Raw genomic sequence first — 20,436 nt, forward strand, 5'->3', positions numbered from 1 at the left:
CCTCACAACGCGGCGCGGAGCGCTTCGCGAATTAGCGTTTCACTGTTGGCATCCGGGCGTACGATTTTGCTGACCATCCGGCTGGCCTCCTGAGGTTTATAGCCCAGCGCCACCAGCGCGGCAACCGCTTCCTGTTCAGCATCATCATCAGAAGGACCGGCTGGAGACGTCAGCACCAGATCTGCCGCCGGCGTAAACAGATCGCCGTGCAGCCCTTTAAAGCGGTCTTTCATTTCGACAATCAGGCGTTCCGCGGTTTTCTTACCGATTCCCGGCAGCTTCACCAGCGCCGCCAGCTCCTCGCGCTCAACGGCATTCACAAACTGCTGCGCCGACATGCCGGAAAGGATCGCCAGCGCCAGCTTCGGACCGACGCCGTTGGTTTTAATCAGCTCTTTAAACAGCGTGCGCTCCTGCTTGTTGTTAAAGCCATACAGCAGTTGGGCATCTTCGCGCACGATAAAGTGGGTAAAAATGATCGCCTCTTTGCCCACGTCCGGCAGCTCGTAGAAACAGGTCATCGGCAGATGAACCTCATAACCTACGCCTCCCGTTTCGAGTAAAACCAGCGGGGGTTGTTTTTCGAGAATGATGCCTCTGAGTCTGCCTATCACGTGGAGCTCCTGGATTAAGGGCTGAAAGTCTAATGCGGTATCATAAAAAAAGGCTGGATAGATATCCAGCCTGATTTCAGGTTATCGTAAGCGTCCGCGCGCCAGATTCAGGCGGCTTTCGCTGATCTGGGCGGCGTTCTGGCTGACGTGGCAGTGGGTAATGGCAATCGCTAAGGCATCCGCCGCATCCGCCTGCGGGTTAGCCGGCAGCTTGAGCAAGGTGCGCACCATATGCTGCACCTGACTCTTTTCCGCGCTGCCGATCCCGACAACGGTCTGCTTTACCTGCCTGGCGGCGTACTCAAAGACCGGCAGGTCCTGATTCGTCGCCGCGACAATCGCCACGCCGCGAGCCTGGCCGAGCTTCAGCGCCGAGTCGGCGTTCTTCGCCATAAACACTTGTTCGATGGCGAAATAGTCAGGCTGGAACTGGGTGATAATTTCCGTTACGCCCGCATAGATAAGCTTCAGGCGAGACGGTAAATCATCCACTTTCGTGCGAATACAGCCGCTGCCCAGATAGCTGAGCTGGCGTCCAACCTGGCGGATAACGCCATAACCAGTGACGCGCGACCCCGGGTCAATGCCGAGAATAATGGCCATCACGCGCCTCCGGTCATAACTAGCCCGTGAGACCCTAAAGATTTCAGTTCACAGCCAGGCGGCCACGCAGCGCATCCCCGGGAGCGTAGATTCACTACGTGACCGGGGTAAGCGAGGAGAGCCAACACCGCTGTGGGCTGAAAGATTACGGGTATCACAGGGTTGCGGCGACCTCATCAGAGATCTCGCCGTTGTGATAAACTTCCTGCACGTCGTCGCAATCTTCCAGCATATCGATCAAACGCAGCAGTTTCGGCGCAGTTTCCGCGTCCATATCCGCTTTGGTTGACGGGATCATCGAGACTTCAGCGGCGTCCGCTTTCAGGCCGGCGGCTTCCAGCGCATCGCGTACCGCGCCCATCTCTTCCCACGCGGTATAAACGTCAATCGCGCCGTCGTCATAAGTCACAACGTCTTCCGCGCCCGCTTCCAGCGCCGCTTCCATGATCGCATCTTCGTCGCCTTTCTCGAAGGAGATAACGCCTTTTTTGCTGAACAGGTAGGAAACGGAACCGTCGGTCCCCAGGTTACCGCCGGTTTTGGTGAAGGCATGACGTACTTCAGCAACGGTACGGTTACGGTTGTCTGACAGACATTCAACCATCACCGCCGTGCCGCCAGGACCATAACCTTCATAGATGATGGTTTCCATGTTCGCATCATCATCGCCGCCCACGCCACGCGCGATAGCACGGTTCAGGGTGTCGCGGGTCATGTTGTTGCTCAGCGCTTTGTCGATTGCCGCGCGCAAACGCGGGTTAGAGCCTGCGTCGCCGCCGCCCAGACGCGCGGCGGTGACCAGCTCGCGAATAATTTTCGTAAAGATCTTACCGCGCTTGGCATCCTGTGCCGCTTTGCGGTGTTTGGTGTTGGCCCATTTACTATGACCTGCCATAAAAAACTCTCCAAAAAAGCGCGCCCTTTCAGGCGGCGTTAATTACAAATTCTTCAATCGCCTGCCGGTTGCTCCAGGACTTGGTCAACGTGGCGGCTTCCGCCGCATCAACCCAGCGATAGTCCAGATGTTCCGTAAAGACAATCTGGCGTTCATGAGGGAGCGCAAGACGGAACCAAAATTCCGTATTACGCTCAACGCCCGGCGCATAGCGATGACGTAAATGAGAAAAAATCTCGAACTCTACCGTGCGCTGACAGTCAACCAACGCCAGCTGCTCGCTGGCGACATCAATGGCGACTTCTTCCATAACTTCACGCGCGGCAGCCTGCGGCGCGGTCTCTCCCTCTTCCAGACTGCCGGTAACCGACTGCCAGAACGCGGGATCGTCGCGCCGCTGCAACATCAGCACCCGCTTCGTATCTTTGGCGTAAATCACCACCAGTACGGAAACGGGGAGCTTGAATGACATCTTACTTATTCTCCAAAGACTCTTTTGCCTCTTTCGCCACCACCTGAATGCCCAGTTCGCTCAGCGATGCCGGGTTAGCGAAGCTTGGCGCTTCGGTCATCAGGCAAGCGGCGGCGGTAGTTTTCGGGAAAGCAATAACGTCACGGATATTATCAGTACCGGTCAGCAGCATGGTCAAACGGTCAAGACCGAAAGCCAGGCCCGCGTGCGGCGGAGTACCGTATTTCAGCGCGTCCAGCAGGAAGCCAAACTTCTCGCGCTGCTCTTGTTCGTTAATCCCGAGAATGCCGAACACGGTCTGCTGCATTTCACCGCTGTGAATACGCACCGAACCGCCGCCGACTTCATAGCCGTTGATGACCATATCGTAGGCGTTGGCCACCGCGTCTTCCGGCGCGGCCTTCAGCTCGGCGGCGGACATATCTTTCGGCGAGGTGAACGGATGGTGCATCGCGGTCAGACCGCCTTCACCGTCGTCTTCAAACATCGGGAAGTCGATAACCCACAGCGGCGCCCATTTGGCTTCGTCGGTCAGGTTCAGGTCTTTGCCCAGCTTCAGACGCAGCGCGCCGAGCGCGTCGGCGACCACTTTTTTGTTATCCGCGCCGAAGAAGATCATGTCGCCATCCTGCGCGCCGGTGCGCTCAAGGATCGCTTCAACGATATCGGCGTTAAGGAATTTAGCTACCGGGCTGTTGATGCCTTCAAGGCCTTTCGCCCGCTCGGTGACTTTAATATAGGCCAGGCCTTTTGCGCCGTAGATCTGGACAAACTTTCCGTACTCGTCGATTTGCTTACGGGTCAGCGCAGCGCCACCCGGTACGCGCAGCGCGGCAACGCGGCCTTTGGCGTCGTTAGCCGGACCTGCGAAGACGGCGAATTCCACCGTTTTCACCAGATCGGCGACATCCACCAGCTCCATCGGGTTGCGCAGGTCTGGTTTATCGGAACCGTAGCGACGCTCGGCTTCGGCGAAGGTCATGATCGGGAAATCGCCCAGATCCACGCCCTTCACTTCCTGCCACAGGTTACGCACCAGCGCTTCCATGACTTCACGCACCTGCTCGGCGGTCATAAAGGAGGTCTCGACGTCGATCTGGGTGAATTCCGGCTGGCGGTCGGCACGCAGGTCTTCGTCGCGGAAACATTTCACAATCTGATAGTAGCGGTCAAAACCGGACATCATCAGCAGCTGTTTGAACAGCTGTGGAGACTGCGGCAGCGCGTAGAATTTACCTTTATGCACGCGTGAAGGCACCAGGTAGTCGCGCGCGCCTTCCGGCGTAGCTTTGGTCAGCATCGGCGTTTCAATATCGAGGAAACCGTGGTCGTCCATAAACCGACGAACGAGGCTGGTAATCTTCGCTCGCGTTTTCAGGCGCTGCGCCATTTCCGGACGACGCAGATCCAGGTAGCGGTATTTCAGACGCGCTTCTTCGGTATTGACGTGGTTGGAATCCAGCGGCAGCGCTTCCGCGCGGTTGATAATGGTCAGGTCGGATGCCAGCACTTCGATGGCGCCGGTGGCCATATCGCTATTAACGTTTTTTTCGTCACGCACACGCACGGTGCCGGTGACCTGGATGCAGAACTCATTACGCAGTTCAGAGGCCAGCTTTAATGCGTCGGCGCGATCCGGATCGAAAAACACCTGCACGATGCCTTCGCGGTCACGCATATCGATAAAGATAAGGCTACCAAGATCACGACGACGGTTGACCCAACCACACAGAGTCACTTGCTGCCCTACGTGGGACAGACGAAGCTGCCCGCAATATTCTGTACGCATGAGATATCCCTTAACTTAGCCGCAGGCGGATTGTTGCCTGCCTTGCAGGCGACGAGGTCGCAGCTTTAGCTGATGTCACAACTGAATGAAAAAAGGCGGCTATTATACTGGAAATTATGGCGCACGATAAGCCCGGCGCAGCGCGCTGCGTTGCTTTGCTACGCGCTTATTGCTTGTACTCACAAAAATTAACAAAATTTGTTACCCTCGGGCGAGATCGGCAACGGTATTGTAGCGGCCTGACAACAAAAGAAGATACGGGGATATCATGTTAGAACTCAATGCAAAAAAGACCGCGCTGGTGGTTATTGACCTGCAGGAAGGCATTTTACCGTTTGCCGGCGGCCCGCATCGTGCTGACGAAGTGGTTGAGCGCGCCGCGAGTCTGGCCAAAAAGTGCCGCCAGCAGGGTTCCCCGGTGGTCATGGTTCGCGTTGGCTGGTCGGCGGATTTCGCCGAAGCGCTGAAACAGCCGGTCGATGCCCAGGCAGGCGCGCCAACGTTAGCGGAAAACTGGTGGGCCTATCCGCTGGCGCTGGAAAAACAGGCGAGCGATATCGAAGTCACCAAACGCCAGTGGGGAGCTTTTTACGGCACCGACCTGGAGCTGCAGCTTCGCCGTCGCGGTATCGATACGATTATTCTGTGCGGTATCTCCACGAATATCGGCGTCGAATCGACGGCGCGCAACGCCTGGGAGCTGGGCTTCAATCTGATTCTCGTTGAAGACGCCTGCAGCGCAGCAACGGCTGAACAGCATCAGGGCAGCATGACGAACATCTTCCCGCGGATTGCCCGCGTACGCAGTACCGAGGAGGTGCTTGCCGCATTATGATTTATATAGGGCTTCCCCAGTGGGCGCACCCGAAGTGGGTGCGGCTGGGTATCACCAGCCTTGAAGAGTATGCCCGCCACTTCAACTGCGTGGAGGGCAACACCACCCTGTACGCGTTACCAAAAGCGGAGATTGTCAGCCGCTGGTATGAACAAACCCACGACGATTTTCGCTTCTGCTTCAAATTTCCGGCCACCATTTCGCACCAGGCGGCGCTGCGCAACTGCGACGACTTAAGCCATGAGTTTTTTACCCGTCTGGCGCCGCTGTCTTCGCGCATCGGCCAGTATTGGCTCCAGCTGCCGGCGACGTTCGGCCCTCGGGACCTCACCGCCCTCTGGCCGTTCCTCGACAGCCTGCCGCGCGAATTCCGCTACGGCGTTGAGGTAAGGCATCCGGAATTTTTCGCCAAAGGGGAAGCGGAACAGCAGCTCAATCGCGGCCTGCATCAGCGTAACGTCAATCGCGTGATCCTGGATAGCCGTCCGGTTCATAGCGCCGTCGCCCGCAGCCCGGCGATGATCGAGGCGCAGAAGAAGAAGCCGAAAGTCCCCGTCCATGCACTGGTGACGGCCCATAATCCGATGGTGCGTTTTATCGGCAGCGATGATATGACGCAGAATCGCGAGCTTTTTAGCGTGTGGATTCGCACGCTGCCAAAATGGACGCAGACCGCCACGCCGTACCTGTTTCTCCATACGCCGGATATCGCCCAGGCGCCGGAACTGGTCGATACCCTGTGGAGCGATCTGCGTACCGCCCTACCGGAAATAGGGAATGCGCCGTCAATTCCGCAGCAAACCTCTCTTTTCTGATATCCTGCTATCCTCAATTGAGCCACCGGAAGCGATAAAAGGGAGTTTTGAGTATGGTCAGCGCGCTGTATGCGGTCTTAGGTGCGTTATTGCTTATTAAGTTTTCCTGGGACGTCGTACGCCTGAGAACGCAATATCGCGTTGGCTACGGCGACGGCGGTTTTAGCGAGCTGCAGGTTGCTATTCGCGTGCACGGGAACGCGGTGGAGTATGTTCCCATTGGTCTGATCCTGCTGCTGTTTATGGAGATGAACGGCGCACAGACCTGGATGGTCCACGTCTGCGGTATTTTGCTGATTGCCGGGCGCCTGATGCACTCGTATGGCTTTCATCATCGTCTCTACCGCTGGCGTCGTTCCGGCATGAGCGCGACGTGGTGTTCATTGTTGCTGATGGTGCTGGCGAACTTCTGGTATATGCCCTGGGAGTTGGTTTTCTCCGTCCGTTAGCGCACAATACGCCGTTTTCGATTTTTCGGGTTTAACGTTATGTCTCACCGCGATACGCTTTTTTCCGCGCCGATTGCCAGTCTCGGCGACTGGACCTTTGATGAACGGGTTGCTGAAGTCTTCCCGGATATGATCCAGCGCTCTGTTCCCGGCTATTCCAATATCATTTCGATGATCGGCATGCTGGCGGAACGTTTCGTTCAGCCGGATACCCAGGTTTACGATCTCGGCTGCTCGCTTGGCGCAGCCACGCTGTCCGTGCGCCGCAATATTGCGCATGCAGGCTGCAAAATCATCGCCATCGATAACTCGCCGGCGATGGTCGAACGCTGCCGTCGCCATATTGACGCCTATAAGGCGCCGACGCCGGTCGAGGTGATTGAAGGCGATATTCGCCACATCACGATAGAAAACGCCTCGATGGTGGTGCTGAATTTCACCATTCAGTTTCTCGAACCCGGCGAACGTCAGGCCATTCTGGACAAGGTCTATCAGGGGCTGAACCCGGGCGGCGCGCTGGTGCTGTCGGAAAAATTCAGTTTCGAAGATGACAACGTCGGCGAACTCCTGTTCAACATGCATCACGACTTCAAACGCGCTAACGGCTACAGCGAGCTGGAAATCAGCCAAAAGCGCAGCATGCTGGAAAACGTAATGCTCACCGATTCCGTGGAAACCCATAAAGCGCGCCTGCGTAAGGCCGGTTTCGAACATGCCGAGCTGTGGTTCCAGTGCTTTAACTTCGGATCGTTAATCGCCGTAAAATCCGGGGACCCGGCATGATTGATTTCAGCAACTTTTATCAATTGATTGCCAAAAGCCCGCTTTCGCACTGGCTGGAGACGCTGCCAGCCCAGGTGGCGGCATGGCAGCGCGACGCGCTGCACGGCAAATACCGGGAATGGGAACGGGCCGTCGAGTTTCTGCCCGAGTTTGCGCCCTACCGTCTGGATCTGCTGCATAGCGTCACCGCCGAGAGCGAAACGCCGCTCGGTGACGGCCAGCGCCTGCGGATTGAAAACCTGCTGAAGAATCTGATGCCGTGGCGTAAAGGGCCCTTCTCCCTTTACGGCGTGAATATCGATACCGAATGGCGTTCCGACTGGAAGTGGGAGCGCGTACTGCCGCACCTTTCCGACCTGACCGGGCGTACCATCCTTGATGTCGGCTGCGGCAGCGGATACCACATGTGGCGCATGATTGGCGCCGGCGCTCATCTGGCGGTGGGCATCGACCCTACCCAGCTGTTTCTGTGCCAGTTTGAAGCGGTGCGAAAACTGTTGGGCAACGATCAGCGCGCGCATCTGCTGCCGCTGGGTATTGAGCAGCTTCCCGCGCTCAACGCCTTTGATACCGTCTTTTCGATGGGCGTACTGTATCATCGCCGCTCTCCGCTCGATCACCTGTGGCAGCTCAAAGATCAGCTGGTTCCCGGCGGCGAGCTGGTGCTGGAGACGCTGGTCGTTGAAGGCGACGAAAATACCGTGCTGGTGCCGGGCGACCGCTATGCCCAAATGCGCAACGTCTACTTTATCCCGTCCGCCGCCGCGCTGAAGCAGTGGCTGGAGAAGTGCGGCTTTGTCGATGTGCGTATTGTCGATGCGTGCGTCACTTCGACCGACGAGCAGCGCCGCACCGAGTGGATGACCACCGAGTCGCTGGCCGATTTCCTCGATCCGCACGATAGCAGCAAAACTCTCGAAGGCTATCCTGCCCCGCTACGCGCGGTGATTATTGCCAGTAAACCGGAAACGCAGCAGTCGTTAGCGGCGAAAAAAGCCCGCGGCTAGAGCGAATTCTGGATAAAAAAAGGCCCCTGTTTAATGGGCAGGGGCCTGGTACGGGCAATCATCATATTGGGCGACATGATGTGCAGCAAAAAACGGTTTATCCCCGTCATACTTCAAGTTGCATGTACGTTGGCTTTCCTCGCTCCCTCCAGTCACTACTTGAGTAAGCTCCAGGGGATTCCCTGCATCGCCGCCTTCTCGCAACTCGAATTATTTAGGGTTTTAATCTCTCTGTGCGGAAATAATCTTCTTCATTTCCGCTACCGCTTCGCCATTGACGGCGTAGCGTAAGTATTCATCTGCTTCTGCATCCGTAGACATCGACAATCCGGGATTGCGAAAGCGCATCGGAGACGGTAACCATTGGCCTGCCGAGGTATGCACCTCTTTTACCCCCGCCTGTAAAAACAGCGGCAGGTTGGCGGCGCGCACTCCTGCACCGGCCATAATAATAGGAGTATCGCTTTGGGAAATAAGTTCCCTGATTAATGAAATTCCTTTTTCGGCAGACGCCTGCTGGCCCGAAGTCAGGATACGCTGAACGCCGAGTTCAGCCAGCTCAGCGCTGGCCTGGCGCGGGTTGGCGCACATATCAAAGGCCCGATGAAAGGTGACGGCCAGGGTTCCCGCCGCCGCTATTATTTTTTTCATTCGCCCGCCATCCACCCGCCCATCGGCGTCCAGAATACCGATTACCAGGCCGGGAAAACCGATATCTTTCACCGCAGCGACATCATCCAGCATCGCGGCAAACTCGCCCGCGGTGTAGCAAAAATCACCGCCGCGCGGGCGAATAATCGGATGGACGGGAATGGTCACCGCTCCACGTACCGATTTCAGTACGCCCAGCGAAGACGTCAGCCCTCCCTCCTGCGGCGCGGCGCATAGTTCGATGCGGTCGGCGCCGCGGCGCTGGGCCTCCAGCGCGCACTCCATGCTGTAACAGCAAACTTCCAGTAAGGTCATTCTTCTCTCCGTAGATTGAGCAGGCACGCCAGAATGGCACGATTTCTCCCGCCAGACGCCGCGTAACGTCACACTGTCATCGTTCAGCGTGTTCGCTGGCGACAATTTGCTCAATCGACCACGGGTGAAATTTAATCGTCACTTTGCCATCGGTTACCGCCAGGGTCGGATTCGGTAAACGCTCACGCTCGCCTTTCGGCGCGCTGGTCTTCACAAAAATGCCCGGTTGGCTCAGCCCGTCATCGGACAGCAGCGCCAGCGCGCGGGTATTGAGCGTTTCAGGCTCGCCCGGCAGTACGATTTCAATATGTTCCCAGCCCTCATGCGGATAGCGCTTTTCGCCCGGCCACGGTAGCTCAACGATGTGAAAACGCCAATGCGCCACGACCACCGGCTCATCCAGCCTGAACAGGCAGATGGGTCGACCGTTAATGACATTTTCCGACAGCAGAGTACCGCATTGTTCAAAGCCGCGACGCCAGCGCTCCGCCGTGGCGTTCTGGTGACAACGTAGGGAAATATGATCGGCGTCATGGGGCGTAATATCAAGACCGAGTCGGTGAGCAAGCGCGTTTAGCGCCTCGGTAAAGCGCGGCAGGTCCGCGGAAATATCGTTCAGTTCATCAATCTGCTGCCAGTTCGCCATCGTAAGCCTCGGTACTCGCTAAAAAGAGTTAATTTATCGCGTTTCCCGCGCCCTACCAACCGACAATCGTCGGCAGCCCCCAGTGAACGGTTATTCGTTGAGCGCGAGGCTTAGCAACCTCTGCGCGGTGCTGACGCGTGGGCGCAAATGCAGTATACTCCCGCCCTAATTTGTCCACATTCCTGCGCCGCCCCTTCTGGGTGACGGCGTGTTAAACGTAAGGTATTTCGGTGAATATTCAGGCTCTTCTCTCAGAAAAAGTCAGTCAGGCCCTGATCGCGGCAGGCGCGTCTGCCGATTGCGAACCTCAGGTCCGCCAGTCAGCAAAAGTCCAGTTCGGCGACTATCAGGCCAACGGCGTGATGGCCGTAGCCAAAAAACTGGGCATGGCGCCGCGACAACTTGCAGAGCAGGTCCTGACTCATCTCGACCTGAACGGCATTGCCAGTAAGGTCGAAATCGCCGGTCCCGGCTTTATTAATATTTTCCTCGACCCGGCTTTCCTCGCGGAAAACGTCAGCAGCGCGCTGAAATCCGAACGTCTGGGCGTGGCTCAGCCGCAGGCGCAGACGGTGGTGGTCGATTACTCCGCGCCGAACGTGGCGAAAGAGATGCACGTAGGCCACCTGCGCTCCACCATTATTGGCGATGCCGCGGTGCGTACGCTGGAGTTTCTCGGGCATAAAGTGATCCGCGCGAACCACGTGGGTGACTGGGGCACCCAGTTCGGCATGCTGATCGCGTACCTGGAAAAGCAGCAGCAGGAAAACGCCGGCGAGATGGCGCTGGCCGACCTCGAAGGTTTCTATCGCGAAGCGAAAAAACACTACGACGAAGATGAAGCCTTCGCCGAGCGCGCGCGCAGCTACGTCGTTAAGCTGCAGGGCGGCGACGAGTACTTCCGCGAAATGTGGCGCAAGCTGGTCGACATTACCATGTCGCAAAACCAGCTTACCTATAACCGCCTCAACGTCACCCTGACCCGCGACGACGTAATGGGTGAAAGCCTCTATAACCCGATGCTGCCGGGTATCGTTGCCGATCTGAAAGCCAAAGGTCTGGCGGTAGAAAGCGAAGGCGCGACCGTGGTGTTCCTTGATGAGTACAAAAACAAGGAAGGCGAACCGATGGGCGTGATTATCCAGAAGAAGGATGGCGGCTATCTCTACACCACTACCGATATCGCCTGCGCAAAATACCGTTACGAAAACCTGCATGCAGACCGCGTCCTTTACTACATCGACTCTCGCCAACATCAGCACCTGATGCAAGCGTGGACCATTGTGCGTAAAGCCGGCTACGTACCGGATTCCGTCCCGCTGGAGCACCACATGTTCGGCATGATGCTCGGCAAGGACGGCAAACCATTTAAAACCCGCGCCGGCGGCACCGTGAAGCTCGCCGACCTGCTGGACGAAGCGCTGGAACGCGCCCGTCGTCTGGTGGCGGAGAAAAACCCGGATATGCCCGCCGACGAGCTGGAGAAACTGGCGAACGCGGTCGGAATTGGCGCGGTGAAATACGCCGATTTGTCTAAAAACCGCACCACCGACTACATCTTTGACTGGGACAACATGCTGGCCTTTGAGGGCAATACCGCGCCTTATATGCAGTATGCCTATACCCGCGTGCTCTCCGTGTTCCGCAAAGCGGATACCGATGAAAGCGCGCTGGCGGCGGCGCCGGTGGTCATCACCGAAGACCGTGAAGCCCAGCTGGCAGCCCGTCTGCTGCAGTTTGAAGAAACCCTGACCGTCGTCGCCCGTGAAGGCACGCCGCACGTCATGTGCTCTTATCTGTACGATCTGGCTGGCCTGTTCTCCGGATTCTACGAGCACTGCCCGATCCTGAGCGCCGAAAGCGAAGAGACGCGCAACAGCCGCCTGAAGCTGGCACTGTTGACCGCAAAAACGCTGAAGCTGGGTCTGGATACCCTGGGTATCGAAACCGTAGAACGGATGTAAAAACAAACCCGGCGAAAGCCGGGTTTGTTTTATAACGCCTGATGGCGCCACGCTCATCAGACCTGCAACATCATTGTAGCCCCGGTAAGCGTAAGCGCCACCGGGGAATTCCCCCTTCTCAGAAATACTTCCGCAGATACTCCGTCAGGCACAGGATCGCCATCGCCTGACCATACGGCATCGACGTCAGCGGAATGTCGCGATAAAAATCAAGATTCGAACCCATTCCGGTACCGAACGACGTTTGCAGCAGCTCCCCTTGCGGTGAGATATTCTGCACGATGCCACGAATCGCTTTTTCCGCAACCTCCGCATACGCCTGGCTCACGTAGCGCTTGCGCACAGCTTTGAGGATCCCATAAGCAAAACCGGCGGTCGCCGACGCTTCAAGATAGGAGCCGGGATCGTCAAGCAGCGTATGCCACAGGCCGCTATCGTCCTGACAGCGGGCCAGCGCCGCAATCTGCGCATTCAGCACCTGCACCAGATAACGACGTACCGCGCTGCTCTCGGGTAAATCCACCAGTTCCAGAAAATCCGGAATCACGATAGTCAGCCAGCTATTCCCACGCGCCCAGCGAGCGTGGGCGAAATTATGCCGCCCCTCGTAGCTCCAGCCGTGGAACCACAGGCCGGTCTCGCGGTCCAGCAGATTCTGCACGTGCAGCAGAAACTGATACACCGCCTCCTCTACGTATTCCGGACGATTAAGCAGCTTGCCGATTTTCGCCAGCGGTAGAACCGTCATCATCAACGTGTCGTCCCACATCTGCTGATGATTCTCTTCCGCCAGGGTGATGTGCTGCATGCCGCCAGATTCAGTGCGCGGCATTTCGTTCATTGCCCACTCCGCCCAGCTATCGAGCCAGGGCAGATACGCGGAGTTGCCCGTCTCTTCGTAGCGGTATGCCAGGGTGAGAAACGGCGCCATGGTGTTGACGTTTTTGGTGGTCGCGCCCTCGGCAAAGCGGTCGGTAAACCAGCTATCGATAATGTCGCGCATTGCCGTATCGCCGGTCTGCTGATAATACTGATAAATACCGTACAGGCCGACGCCGTGAGTCCACTCCCAGCCGTTCCATCCTTTGGTGTCGATAACGCGTCCGTCGTCCAGCCGCAGTAAAAATTGCCCGCTTTCGTCCTTAATGTTGACCAGATTGTGCGTCACCTTCTGAATCAGCGCCTGCAGTTCATTGCGGGCGATAAAACGCTCCGGCTGGCGCAGTAGTGGGCTATGTTTGACAGGCCAAACTTTCATATCCTTAACCTCTGTTATATGTCGAATTCATGGCTGAACGCTGCTTCAGCGCTGGCGCGGCGGGTTTATTCCGATTCAGATAACCAATATTGTTGTTTCCCCACAGGGCGTCGTACGGCATCCCGGCCAGCATCTCCACCACTTCACGATCCTCGGCGCTGGCCAGTTCCGGCTGAGCGCGGCCTGATTCACGCATTTTCAGCGTTTCCGCACGCAGGACGCTGTGGGTTTGCAGATTGAGCTTAAAGCGCAGGGACACGAGGAAACCGCAGGCCAGCACCAGTAAGGTACCGACGCTGAGGATCAGCAGAATGGTATGGCTCACTTCATAGGGCTGCGTTTTCTGCCCGGAGACAAAGCCCGACATCTGCATGATGATCCCCACCAGCATCACCGCGCCGGCCTGGGATGCCTTACGCGTCAGGGTCATAATCCCGGCGAAGATGCCTTCGCGGCGCTGGCCGGTGATCACTTCGTCCACGTCGGCAATATAGGTGTAGGTGTTCCACGGAACATAGTTGATGCCGCCGCGCCCCAGGCCCGCCACCGCGGATATCAGCAGCAGCAGCGAATAGACATCGCTGAGGCCAGCGTAGTACAACACCGCGTAGGAGAGCGAACTCAGGCCGAACAGCACCACCACCATGCGGTACGATGGCGCCGGCCCGAAGCGAATGCACAGCGGGATCATGGCGATAACCGCGATAAACTGGAAGATTGCCATGGTACCGAGCAGGTTGGAGGCCATCGACGCTTCCTGCATCAGAACAAATACCACGTAGTAGGTAAAGACCGCATTGAACACGTCCTGGGCGATATAGCCGCCCAGATACATACCCAGATGCTGACGGAAAATTTTAATCCGCAGGGTCGAACTTAACTCAATAAACAGGCGGTTAAGACTCTGAGACAGGCTCAGATTCTGTTTCTCTTCTTCGGCGCGCAGCGCGGCCTCCGTCCACTCTTCACGCGGGCGTTCCCAGGTAAAGAACCAGACGAAGGTCAGCATCATCGCGCACAGCACCGAGAACACCAGGCTCGCGTAAAAGAAAGAAACCGCGTTATCCTTACCGAAGATAGTCAGCAGCACGCCCGGCAGGAACGAAGCCAGAATCGCCGACATCTGCGCCATTGAAATACGCGCGCCGGAGAATTTTGTTTTCTGTTTAAAATCATCGGTCATTTCCGGCACCAGCGTTTCATACGGCACCAGAATCATGGTGTAGACAATATCAAACAGCAGATAGGTCAGCAGGTAGTACCAAAACCCCATATCCCCTACCCACATGATGGAGTAGCTAAATACGCAGGGGATACCGAGCAGGATGAAGAACTTGCGTCTGCCAAAACGTTTCCCCAGCCAGGTCGAGCCAAAGTTATCCGTCAGGAAGCCCATCAGCGGACTGATTACCGCATCCAGAACCCTGGCGGTGGCAAAAATAAGCGTCGCTTCGATAGGGGTAAGACCGCAAAAAGTGGTGTAGAAATAGAGCAGCCATGCTGCTGTGAGTGCGGTCGTTCCCGCACCAAGGAAATCGCCCGATCCATAGGCAAGGTAGTTAACCAAACCGATTTTACGTGTTTTCATCGCCGTAAATCCTGTGTCTTTTTTTAGAGAACTCCGAACCGCTTTTTGGCCCATTCAGCCAAAAGAGGGTTGATACATGGCTACATTAAGAACATGGGAACGGCGTTACCTTTTCATTTTTGCCAGCCAAAAGCGTTCACTGGCAAAAACACAAAGAGTCGATGAACGCGCCTCACTGATTTATAAAACAGCGTTTCTTTTAATACAAAAGATCGGACCAAAAGTTGCGAAGTGACAATCAAAAAGGCCCTGCAACGGGCAAAACCTGCGCGTTATTTTTCGCCGCGGATAAACCTTGCGAAAGCTAAGGAATCGGAGTAAAGACAATAGAAAAGGGTTATTTCGCGTATCTCAAGGAGGCTTGATGCCCTACTCACATCTACTGGTCGCCGTGGCGCCAACCCCGGAAAGCCGGGTTCTCATTCAGAAAGCCGTCTCTATCGCCCGTCCGGTTAATGCGAAAGTCAGCCTGATCACGCTGGCAACCGATCCGGAGTTGTACAATCAGTTTGCGGCGCCGATGATGGAAAATTTACGCGAAGTCATGCAGGAAGAGACGCGCGGCTTTCTGGCCGAGCTCGCCCGCCACGCCGACTACCCTATCGAAAAAATGACCATCGCCAGCGGCGGGATTGCTCATCACGTGAAGGATTTTTGTCGGCAGCATCGCGTTGACCTGGTGATTTGCGGTAACCACAACCAGAGCCTGTTTTCTCGCGCGACCTGTTCGGCGAAAGATATCGTTGGCAGCAGCGGCGTTGACGTGCTGCTGGTGTGTCTGGAAAAAGGTTAGCGCCGTGGAAGCGCTAACCATCATTGCATCAGGCGAGTTTGGGGAAGGTCGCGACCTTACGCGCTAAGTGGCTCTCCTCACTGCCCGGCTCAATCTCCTTTAGATCGGCAATAAACCGCTCCTGCCAGCGATGGATATCGTTATCCTTAATCACCGCCAGCATGGCCGAATGACGGGCTATACGCTCGGCCAGCGGCATCGTTAGCGCCTGGTCCAGCGCTGCGGCGACCTCGTCGCGATCGTAAGGATTGACGATTAAGGCAGTCGGGAGCTCGTTCGCCGCGCCGGCAAACTGCGACAGCACCAGCACGCCCGGATTTTGCGGGTCCTGCGCGGCAACATACTCTTTCGCCACCAGATTCATCCCATCGCGCAGCGGCGTAACCAGCCCGACGTCCGAGTAGCGGAAGATTTTCATCAGCAGCTTGCGTTCAAAGTGCTGGTTCAGGTAGTAGAGCGGGGTCCAGCCCAGCTGACCATACCGGCCGTTAATGCGTCCGGCTGCGGTTTCGAGCTGGTGACGAATATCCTGATAGGCCTGAACATCGCCGCGCGACGTCGGCGCAATCTGGGTATAACGAATCTTACCGTGATGATGGGGATAGTTTTCAAGCAGCGCCTCGTAGGCGAGAAAACGCTCCGGCAGCCCCTTCGAATAATCCAGTCGCTCGACGGAAAAGATATTCTGCACGCTTTTCAGTTCGCTTTTCAGCTGCGCCAGCTTGGGCGGCAGCGGCCCTTTTGCGCTGCGCGCTATCTCTTCCGGATCGATACCGATTGGGTAGACTTCGGTCTGGAAAGGTTTGCCCCAGGCCACATGTTTTTTTCCGCCGCGCGTCGTCAGGCGGGTCTGCATCGATACGCAGTCAAGAAACGCCAATCGGTCGCTCTCGGTCTGGAAGCCCAGTAAATCGTAATCGCAAAGCTGTTCAAGCAGCTCCGCATGCGGCGGCAGCGCGTTAAAGACTTCCGGCGTCGGGAAAGGAATATGTAAAAAGAAGCCGATGCGGTTATTGACGCCGCGCTGGCGCAGTTCGCTGGCCAACGGCAGCAGGTGGTAATCGTGGATCCAGACAATATCGTCAGGTTCGATCAGCGGCAGTAGCCTATCGGCCAGCTTCGCGTTGACCCGCTGATAGCCCTCCCAGGCTTCACGCTGAAAATCGACCAGGTCAAGACGATAATGGAATGCGGGCCACAGCACGGCGTTGGAAAAGCGGTTGTAATATTCGTCGTGATCCTGCTCGCTAAGGTTGAAAGAGGCCCAGGTTATATTTCCCTGAGTCACTTTCTTTAGCGGCTGCTGGTCATCACCGATTTCACCACTCCAGCCGAACCACAATCCTCCGGCTGCTTTTAATGCCCCCATAATCCCCACGGCAAGGCCACCGGCGCTGGCCTTTTTATCGTCCGGCGGGGCAATACGATTAGATACTACGACTAAGCGACTCATAGCCATCTCTCCTGTCGGTTAGCGCATCTGGTTGTTGCCCATGATTCGCGATGTTACTAATCCAAAGATGAACAGCGGCGACATCCGGCAGGCGCCAGTGCGCCTGGGTCTCGCCGCCGCCCACTTTGACCGATACGCCACTCAGTTGATTGACAACGCTAAAACCCGCTTCATCGGTTAAATCATCACCGACAAATACCGGTTTGCGCCCTCTGAATGGAGCTTCCTGCATAAAAGCGGCTATCGCTTCACCCTTATTCACTCCGCGCGGTTTGATCTCCACCACGCATTTACCCGGCTGTAAAGCCAGAATGGGATGGCGCTGCACGACAGCTTGCGCCAGCGCCAGCACCGCGTGCTGATGCTCCGGCGCCTGACGGTAGTGCAGCGCAAAAGCCATCCCCTTACTTTCCAGTTCGCATCCCGGCAACGCATCCAGCGCCGCGGTCAGCTCCGCCGACAGCGCCTTCAGGAGGGAATCAGGTAAAGAGACAATATGCGTTTTACCATTGATGTCACGGCGTTCAGCCCCGTGTACACCGGCAAGCGGCAGCCGGTAAGGACGGGTAAGCTCATCCAGCTCAACCATTGAGCGCCCTGAAATCAATGCCACCGCGCCGCTGTGCTGCTGCACGAGCTGGCGCAGCGTCTGCAGAACATCGGCAGGAATAACCACCTGATCGGGATGGGGTTTGATACCGGCAAGGGTACCGTCGAGGTCAAAGAAAAAAGCGTAGTTTCCGGTTAACGCAGGCGGTACATAAATCTGGTCAGCCACCCTGTTTCCTCCTTATCATGGCCAGCAACATGCTGGGTGTTAATTTATTGTAGCCATGTAAGTATAGACAGTGTGACCAGCCTCGCCATTTTTGATAGTCATTGCCAGCGGAACGAGCGCTGGCAATGGATTAGGATTAAACTGAAAAGTTGGCCGGATTAAACGACGCGCTTCGCTTTCTGTTTGTAGCGGTCAAAGATAACCGCCGCCAGCAAAATCACGCCGCGAACGACGTACTGCGAGAACGGCGAAATGTTCAGCAGGTTCATCGCGTTCTCCACCGTCCCCAGGATCAGGATCCCGGCCACCACGTAGGAGATCTTACCGATCCCGCCCTTCAGCGATACGCCCCCCAGCACGCAGGCCGAGATAACAATCAGCTCATAGCCAATCGAGGTCATCGGCTGACCGCTGGTCATACGGGAAGCAAGGATAATGCCTGCCGCGGCAGAAACCAGGCCGGAAAGGACGAAAATAATGATCTTGGTCCGCACCACCGGCACGCCCGCCAGACGCGCAGCTTCTTCGTTGCCGCCAATCGCCAGGGTATTCCGGCCAAAGGTGGTTTTATTAAGCAACAGGCCGAAGACAATCAGGCAGGCTACGGTCAGCCAGATAGGCGCAGGCAGACCAAACCAGTTGGCATATCCGAGGGTAAAGAAGCGCTCGTCTTCAATCCCTACCGCCTTACCGTCAGAGATAATATAAGCCAGACCGCGAACGATCTGCATGGTCGCCAGGGTGGTGATCAGGGCGTTAATCTTCAGGCGTGCAATCACAAAACCGTTTACCAGACCGCTTAGCGCCCCGAGCAGTAGACCGGCGCCGATGCCAATCCACATGCTCTCTGTCATGTTAATCACCACCGCCGTGGTCACCCCGGCGCAGGCGATAACCGAGGCCACCGACAGGTCAAAATCGCCGGATGCCAGGCAAAACAGCATCCCGCAGGCCACCATTCCGGACATAGAAATAGCCAGCCCCAGGCCTTTCATATTGATAAATGAGGCAAAATTAGGCACAAAAATCACGCAGCCAATAAACAGCACCGCAAAAACAACCAGCATGCCGAACTGATCCCAGACGCGGGAGAAGCTAAAAGCTGACCGGGTAGTACCTGAAGTAGTAACTGATGACATCATAGACTCCTTACTCAGGCGACCGCCTGGCTCACTTTTGGCATCGCAAGGCTCAATGCCTGCTGTTCATTCGCATGTTCATGCAGCAGTTCTCCGGCAATCTCACCCTCGCGCATAACCACGATGCGATCGGCAACGCCGAGAACTTCCGGTAAATCGCTGGAGGCAAAAACCACCGCGACGCCAGATGCCGCTAATGCATAGATAACGTTGTAGATTTCATGCTTAGCGCCTACGTCAATACCGCGCGTTGGCTCATCAAGCAGGATGACTTTCATCTCTTCCGACAGCCAGCGGCCAAGGATCGCCTTCTGCTGATTGCCGCCGGAGAGGTTCATAATCAGCTGTTCTGCGCCGGGCGTTTTGATATTCAGCGATTTAATGTGCTGGTCGGCGTTCTGCGCTTCCCAGGCGTTGTTGATAACGCAGCCGGCGAGAATATGCTTGCGGCGAGCGCTGATATTGATGTTGTCGCGCACCGAATGGACCGGAATAATGCCCTCCGCTTTACGGTCTTCCGGGCAGAGCATCATCCCGGCCTGAATCGCCTGGGCCGGCTTACGAATATCAATGGCCTCGCCGTCGATATAAACCTGACCGCCGGTTATTCTGTTACCGCCGAATAAGCCTTTCATCAGCTCGCTGCGTCCGGCGCCGACCAGCCCAAACAGACCGACGATTTCTCCGCTCCGCACCGACAGACTGACGGGCTGGCGCACGCCGGGCGCCTTCACCTGCTCAAGACGCAAACGCTCTTTGCCATATTCACGCGGCTGCCAGCCGTAGATATCGCCCAGTTCGCGCCCCACCATCGCCTGGACCAGCGCGTCGTGGTTAACCTCCTGCATATTGTCAAAGGTGCGTACGTAGCGGCCATCTTTGAATACCGTAATGGCGTCGCTTAACGCAAAGATCTCCTCCATGCGGTGGGAAACGTAAATAATGACCCGTCCTTCCTGGCGCAGCTCGCGGATCACCCGAAACAGGTTTTCAATTTCTCGCGCCGAAAGGGAGCTGGTCGGCTCATCAAAGGCGATAATTTTGGCGTTACGCGCCAGCGCTTTGGCGATCTCCACCATTTGCCACTGGCCAATAGAGAGATATTTGAGCGGCGTTTCCGGGTCGATATCGAGCCCCAGATGTTTAAGCTGCAGGCCTGCTTCATAATTCAGCAGCGACCGATTCACAATCCCGCCTTTATGCGGCAACTGGCCGAGGTAGATATTTTCCGCCACGGTCATTTCCGGAATCAGATGCAGCTCCTGATAGATAATCGCCACCCCGGCGTTCAGCGCCTCGGTGGTGTGATTGAACGTCATCTGCTGACCGCGGATCTGCAGGCTGCCGGCCGTCGGTATATAGTTGCCGCTGAGAATTTTCAGCAGCGTGGATTTCCCGGCGCCGTTTTCTCCCATCAGGGCGTGAACCTGTCCGGCATAGCAGCCAAAGCTAATGTCGGACAGCGCTTTAACGCCCGGGAAGGTCATGGTAATGCCGTGAAATGAGAGATAAGGGGTAGACTGTTGCATAACGACTCCGCTTTTCTGTACGGAGCCCCTCGCGCACTGCGAGAGGCCCGGTCAACCGGC

Annotated in this window: 21 protein-coding genes; 8 read left to right on the top strand and 13 right to left on the bottom strand. The window is 56.5% G+C overall.

The genetic code is table 11. The annotated features are described in order from the left end of the window. Positions 1-2: 2 nt before the first annotated feature. The 5 genes from ruvA to aspS form a co-directional block, all read right to left on the bottom strand. Positions 3-614, bottom strand: coding sequence for a Holliday junction branch migration protein RuvA (gene ruvA, locus KCG39_RS08470; RefSeq protein WP_004103390.1), 612 nt, complete (start codon positions 612-614; stop codon positions 3-5). Between the two features lie 81 nt (positions 615-695). Continuing rightward, on the bottom strand, positions 696-1,217 hold the full coding sequence (ruvC, locus tag KCG39_RS08475) for a crossover junction endodeoxyribonuclease RuvC (protein ID WP_004113791.1): 522 nt from the start codon (positions 1,215-1,217) through the stop codon (positions 696-698). 154 nt (positions 1,218-1,371) lie between these two features. Then, entirely contained in the window at positions 1,372-2,112 is a 741-nt protein-coding gene (locus tag KCG39_RS08480) for a YebC/PmpR family DNA-binding transcriptional regulator (RefSeq protein ID WP_004122063.1), read from the bottom strand. A gap of 28 nt (positions 2,113-2,140) precedes the next feature. Next, positions 2,141-2,584: a dihydroneopterin triphosphate diphosphatase gene (gene nudB, locus KCG39_RS08485; protein WP_004122064.1), complete on the bottom strand. Its 444-nt coding sequence runs from the start codon at positions 2,582-2,584 to the stop codon at positions 2,141-2,143. Position 2,585: 1 nt separating this feature from the next. Continuing rightward, the gene (gene aspS / locus KCG39_RS08490) at positions 2,586-4,373 is read right to left on the bottom strand and encodes an aspartate--tRNA ligase (RefSeq protein ID WP_142468190.1); all 1,788 of its coding nucleotides are present in this window, start codon (positions 4,371-4,373) and stop codon (positions 2,586-2,588) included. Between the two features lie 268 nt (positions 4,374-4,641). On the opposite strand from aspS, the gene KCG39_RS08495 reads away from it, so the two are divergent. Genes KCG39_RS08495 through cmoB form a run of 5 tightly spaced genes read left to right on the top strand, consistent with a single transcriptional unit; the run spans position 4,642 to position 8,262 of the window. Then, positions 4,642-5,208, top strand: coding sequence for a hydrolase (locus KCG39_RS08495; protein WP_142468191.1), 567 nt, complete (start codon positions 4,642-4,644; stop codon positions 5,206-5,208). Further along, a complete protein-coding gene (locus KCG39_RS08500) occupies positions 5,205-6,023 on the top strand; it encodes a DUF72 domain-containing protein (RefSeq protein WP_004122067.1) in 819 nt (272 codons plus the stop codon). Before KCG39_RS08495 ends, KCG39_RS08500 begins: the two co-directional genes overlap by 4 nt. 53 nt (positions 6,024-6,076) lie before the next feature. After that, the gene (locus KCG39_RS08505; protein ID WP_004122068.1) at positions 6,077-6,472 is read left to right on the top strand and encodes an MAPEG family protein; all 396 of its coding nucleotides are present in this window, start codon (positions 6,077-6,079) and stop codon (positions 6,470-6,472) included. A gap of 39 nt (positions 6,473-6,511) precedes the next feature. Beyond that, positions 6,512-7,255: a carboxy-S-adenosyl-L-methionine synthase CmoA gene (gene cmoA, locus KCG39_RS08510; protein WP_004122069.1), complete on the top strand. Its 744-nt coding sequence runs from the start codon at positions 6,512-6,514 to the stop codon at positions 7,253-7,255. After that, positions 7,252-8,262: a tRNA 5-methoxyuridine(34)/uridine 5-oxyacetic acid(34) synthase CmoB gene (cmoB, locus tag KCG39_RS08515; RefSeq protein ID WP_123829157.1), complete on the top strand. Its 1,011-nt coding sequence runs from the start codon at positions 7,252-7,254 to the stop codon at positions 8,260-8,262. The genes cmoA and cmoB overlap by 4 nt, the downstream gene beginning before the upstream one ends. A gap of 222 nt (positions 8,263-8,484) precedes the next feature. Here the strand turns inward: cmoB and cutC are convergent, their stop codons facing one another. Further along, positions 8,485-9,228 (bottom strand): copper homeostasis protein CutC, encoded by a 744-nt coding sequence (cutC, locus tag KCG39_RS08520; RefSeq protein WP_142468192.1) that lies wholly within the window; start codon positions 9,226-9,228, stop codon positions 8,485-8,487. 76 nt (positions 9,229-9,304) lie between these two features. After that, on the bottom strand, positions 9,305-9,874 hold the full coding sequence (locus tag KCG39_RS08525) for a VOC family protein (RefSeq protein WP_004122073.1): 570 nt from the start codon (positions 9,872-9,874) through the stop codon (positions 9,305-9,307). A 230-nt stretch (positions 9,875-10,104) separates the two neighbouring features. Here KCG39_RS08525 and argS point away from each other — a divergent pair, with 230 nt between their 5' ends. After that, on the top strand, positions 10,105-11,838 hold the full coding sequence (gene argS, locus KCG39_RS08530; RefSeq protein WP_004122074.1) for an arginine--tRNA ligase: 1,734 nt from the start codon (positions 10,105-10,107) through the stop codon (positions 11,836-11,838). A gap of 118 nt (positions 11,839-11,956) precedes the next feature. On the opposite strand, the gene bglB is transcribed toward argS, so the two are convergent. Together bglB and KCG39_RS08540 are read right to left on the bottom strand one after the other, a co-directional pair. Then, the gene (bglB, locus tag KCG39_RS08535; protein WP_004122075.1) at positions 11,957-13,096 is read right to left on the bottom strand and encodes a beta-galactosidase BglB; all 1,140 of its coding nucleotides are present in this window, start codon (positions 13,094-13,096) and stop codon (positions 11,957-11,959) included. A gap of 4 nt (positions 13,097-13,100) precedes the next feature. Beyond that, entirely contained in the window at positions 13,101-14,684 is a 1,584-nt protein-coding gene (locus KCG39_RS08540; protein ID WP_004122076.1) for an MFS transporter, read from the bottom strand. A gap of 76 nt (positions 14,685-14,760) precedes the next feature. Here KCG39_RS08540 and KCG39_RS08545 point away from each other — a divergent pair, with 76 nt between their 5' ends. Both KCG39_RS08545 and uspC read left to right on the top strand, forming a co-directional pair. Continuing rightward, the gene (locus tag KCG39_RS08545; RefSeq protein ID WP_157261974.1) at positions 14,761-14,919 is read left to right on the top strand and encodes a hypothetical protein; all 159 of its coding nucleotides are present in this window, start codon (positions 14,761-14,763) and stop codon (positions 14,917-14,919) included. A gap of 129 nt (positions 14,920-15,048) precedes the next feature. Further along, complete coding sequence (gene uspC / locus KCG39_RS08550; RefSeq protein ID WP_004122077.1) at positions 15,049-15,477, top strand: universal stress protein UspC; 429 nt, start codon at positions 15,049-15,051, stop codon at positions 15,475-15,477. Between the two features lie 28 nt (positions 15,478-15,505). Here the strand turns inward: uspC and otsA are convergent, their stop codons facing one another. The 4 genes from otsA to araG form a co-directional block, all read right to left on the bottom strand. Further along, a complete protein-coding gene (gene otsA, locus KCG39_RS08555; RefSeq protein WP_004122078.1) occupies positions 15,506-16,930 on the bottom strand; it encodes an alpha,alpha-trehalose-phosphate synthase in 1,425 nt (474 codons plus the stop codon). Continuing rightward, positions 16,905-17,708: a trehalose-phosphatase gene (gene otsB / locus KCG39_RS08560; protein WP_004122079.1), complete on the bottom strand. Its 804-nt coding sequence runs from the start codon at positions 17,706-17,708 to the stop codon at positions 16,905-16,907. Before otsB ends, otsA begins: the two co-directional genes overlap by 26 nt. 158 nt (positions 17,709-17,866) lie before the next feature. Beyond that, positions 17,867-18,847 (bottom strand): L-arabinose ABC transporter permease AraH, encoded by a 981-nt coding sequence (gene araH / locus KCG39_RS08565; protein WP_004122080.1) that lies wholly within the window; start codon positions 18,845-18,847, stop codon positions 17,867-17,869. A 14-nt stretch (positions 18,848-18,861) separates the two neighbouring features. Then, a complete protein-coding gene (gene araG, locus KCG39_RS08570) occupies positions 18,862-20,376 on the bottom strand; it encodes an L-arabinose ABC transporter ATP-binding protein AraG (RefSeq protein ID WP_004122081.1) in 1,515 nt (504 codons plus the stop codon). Positions 20,377-20,436 lie beyond the last annotated feature (60 nt).

Source organism: Klebsiella pasteurii, from assembly GCF_018139045.1.
Classification (GTDB): domain Bacteria; phylum Pseudomonadota; class Gammaproteobacteria; order Enterobacterales; family Enterobacteriaceae; genus Klebsiella; species Klebsiella grimontii.

Coding starts and splice junctions, on each gene's coding strand:
- araG (WP_004122081.1), bottom strand. CDS start 20,376: ATGCAACAGTCTACCCCTTATCTCTCATTTCACGGCATTACCATGACC.
- aspS (WP_142468190.1), bottom strand. CDS start 4,373: ATGCGTACAGAATATTGCGGGCAGCTTCGTCTGTCCCACGTAGGGCAG.
- KCG39_RS08505 (WP_004122068.1), top strand. CDS start 6,077: ATGGTCAGCGCGCTGTATGCGGTCTTAGGTGCGTTATTGCTTATTAAG.
- cutC (WP_142468192.1), bottom strand. CDS start 9,228: ATGACCTTACTGGAAGTTTGCTGTTACAGCATGGAGTGCGCGCTGGAG.
- otsA (WP_004122078.1), bottom strand. CDS start 16,930: ATGAGTCGCTTAGTCGTAGTATCTAATCGTATTGCCCCGCCGGACGAT.
- ruvC (WP_004113791.1), bottom strand. CDS start 1,217: ATGGCCATTATTCTCGGCATTGACCCGGGGTCGCGCGTCACTGGTTAT.
- nudB (WP_004122064.1), bottom strand. CDS start 2,584: ATGTCATTCAAGCTCCCCGTTTCCGTACTGGTGGTGATTTACGCCAAA.
- KCG39_RS08480 (WP_004122063.1), bottom strand. CDS start 2,112: ATGGCAGGTCATAGTAAATGGGCCAACACCAAACACCGCAAAGCGGCA.
- KCG39_RS08540 (WP_004122076.1), bottom strand. CDS start 14,684: ATGAAAACACGTAAAATCGGTTTGGTTAACTACCTTGCCTATGGATCG.
- KCG39_RS08495 (WP_142468191.1), top strand. CDS start 4,642: ATGTTAGAACTCAATGCAAAAAAGACCGCGCTGGTGGTTATTGACCTG.
- KCG39_RS08500 (WP_004122067.1), top strand. CDS start 5,205: ATGATTTATATAGGGCTTCCCCAGTGGGCGCACCCGAAGTGGGTGCGG.
- uspC (WP_004122077.1), top strand. CDS start 15,049: ATGCCCTACTCACATCTACTGGTCGCCGTGGCGCCAACCCCGGAAAGC.
- cmoB (WP_123829157.1), top strand. CDS start 7,252: ATGATTGATTTCAGCAACTTTTATCAATTGATTGCCAAAAGCCCGCTT.
- bglB (WP_004122075.1), bottom strand. CDS start 13,096: ATGAAAGTTTGGCCTGTCAAACATAGCCCACTACTGCGCCAGCCGGAG.
- araH (WP_004122080.1), bottom strand. CDS start 18,847: ATGTCATCAGTTACTACTTCAGGTACTACCCGGTCAGCTTTTAGCTTC.
- KCG39_RS08525 (WP_004122073.1), bottom strand. CDS start 9,874: ATGGCGAACTGGCAGCAGATTGATGAACTGAACGATATTTCCGCGGAC.
- KCG39_RS08545 (WP_157261974.1), top strand. CDS start 14,761: ATGGCTACATTAAGAACATGGGAACGGCGTTACCTTTTCATTTTTGCC.
- cmoA (WP_004122069.1), top strand. CDS start 6,512: ATGTCTCACCGCGATACGCTTTTTTCCGCGCCGATTGCCAGTCTCGGC.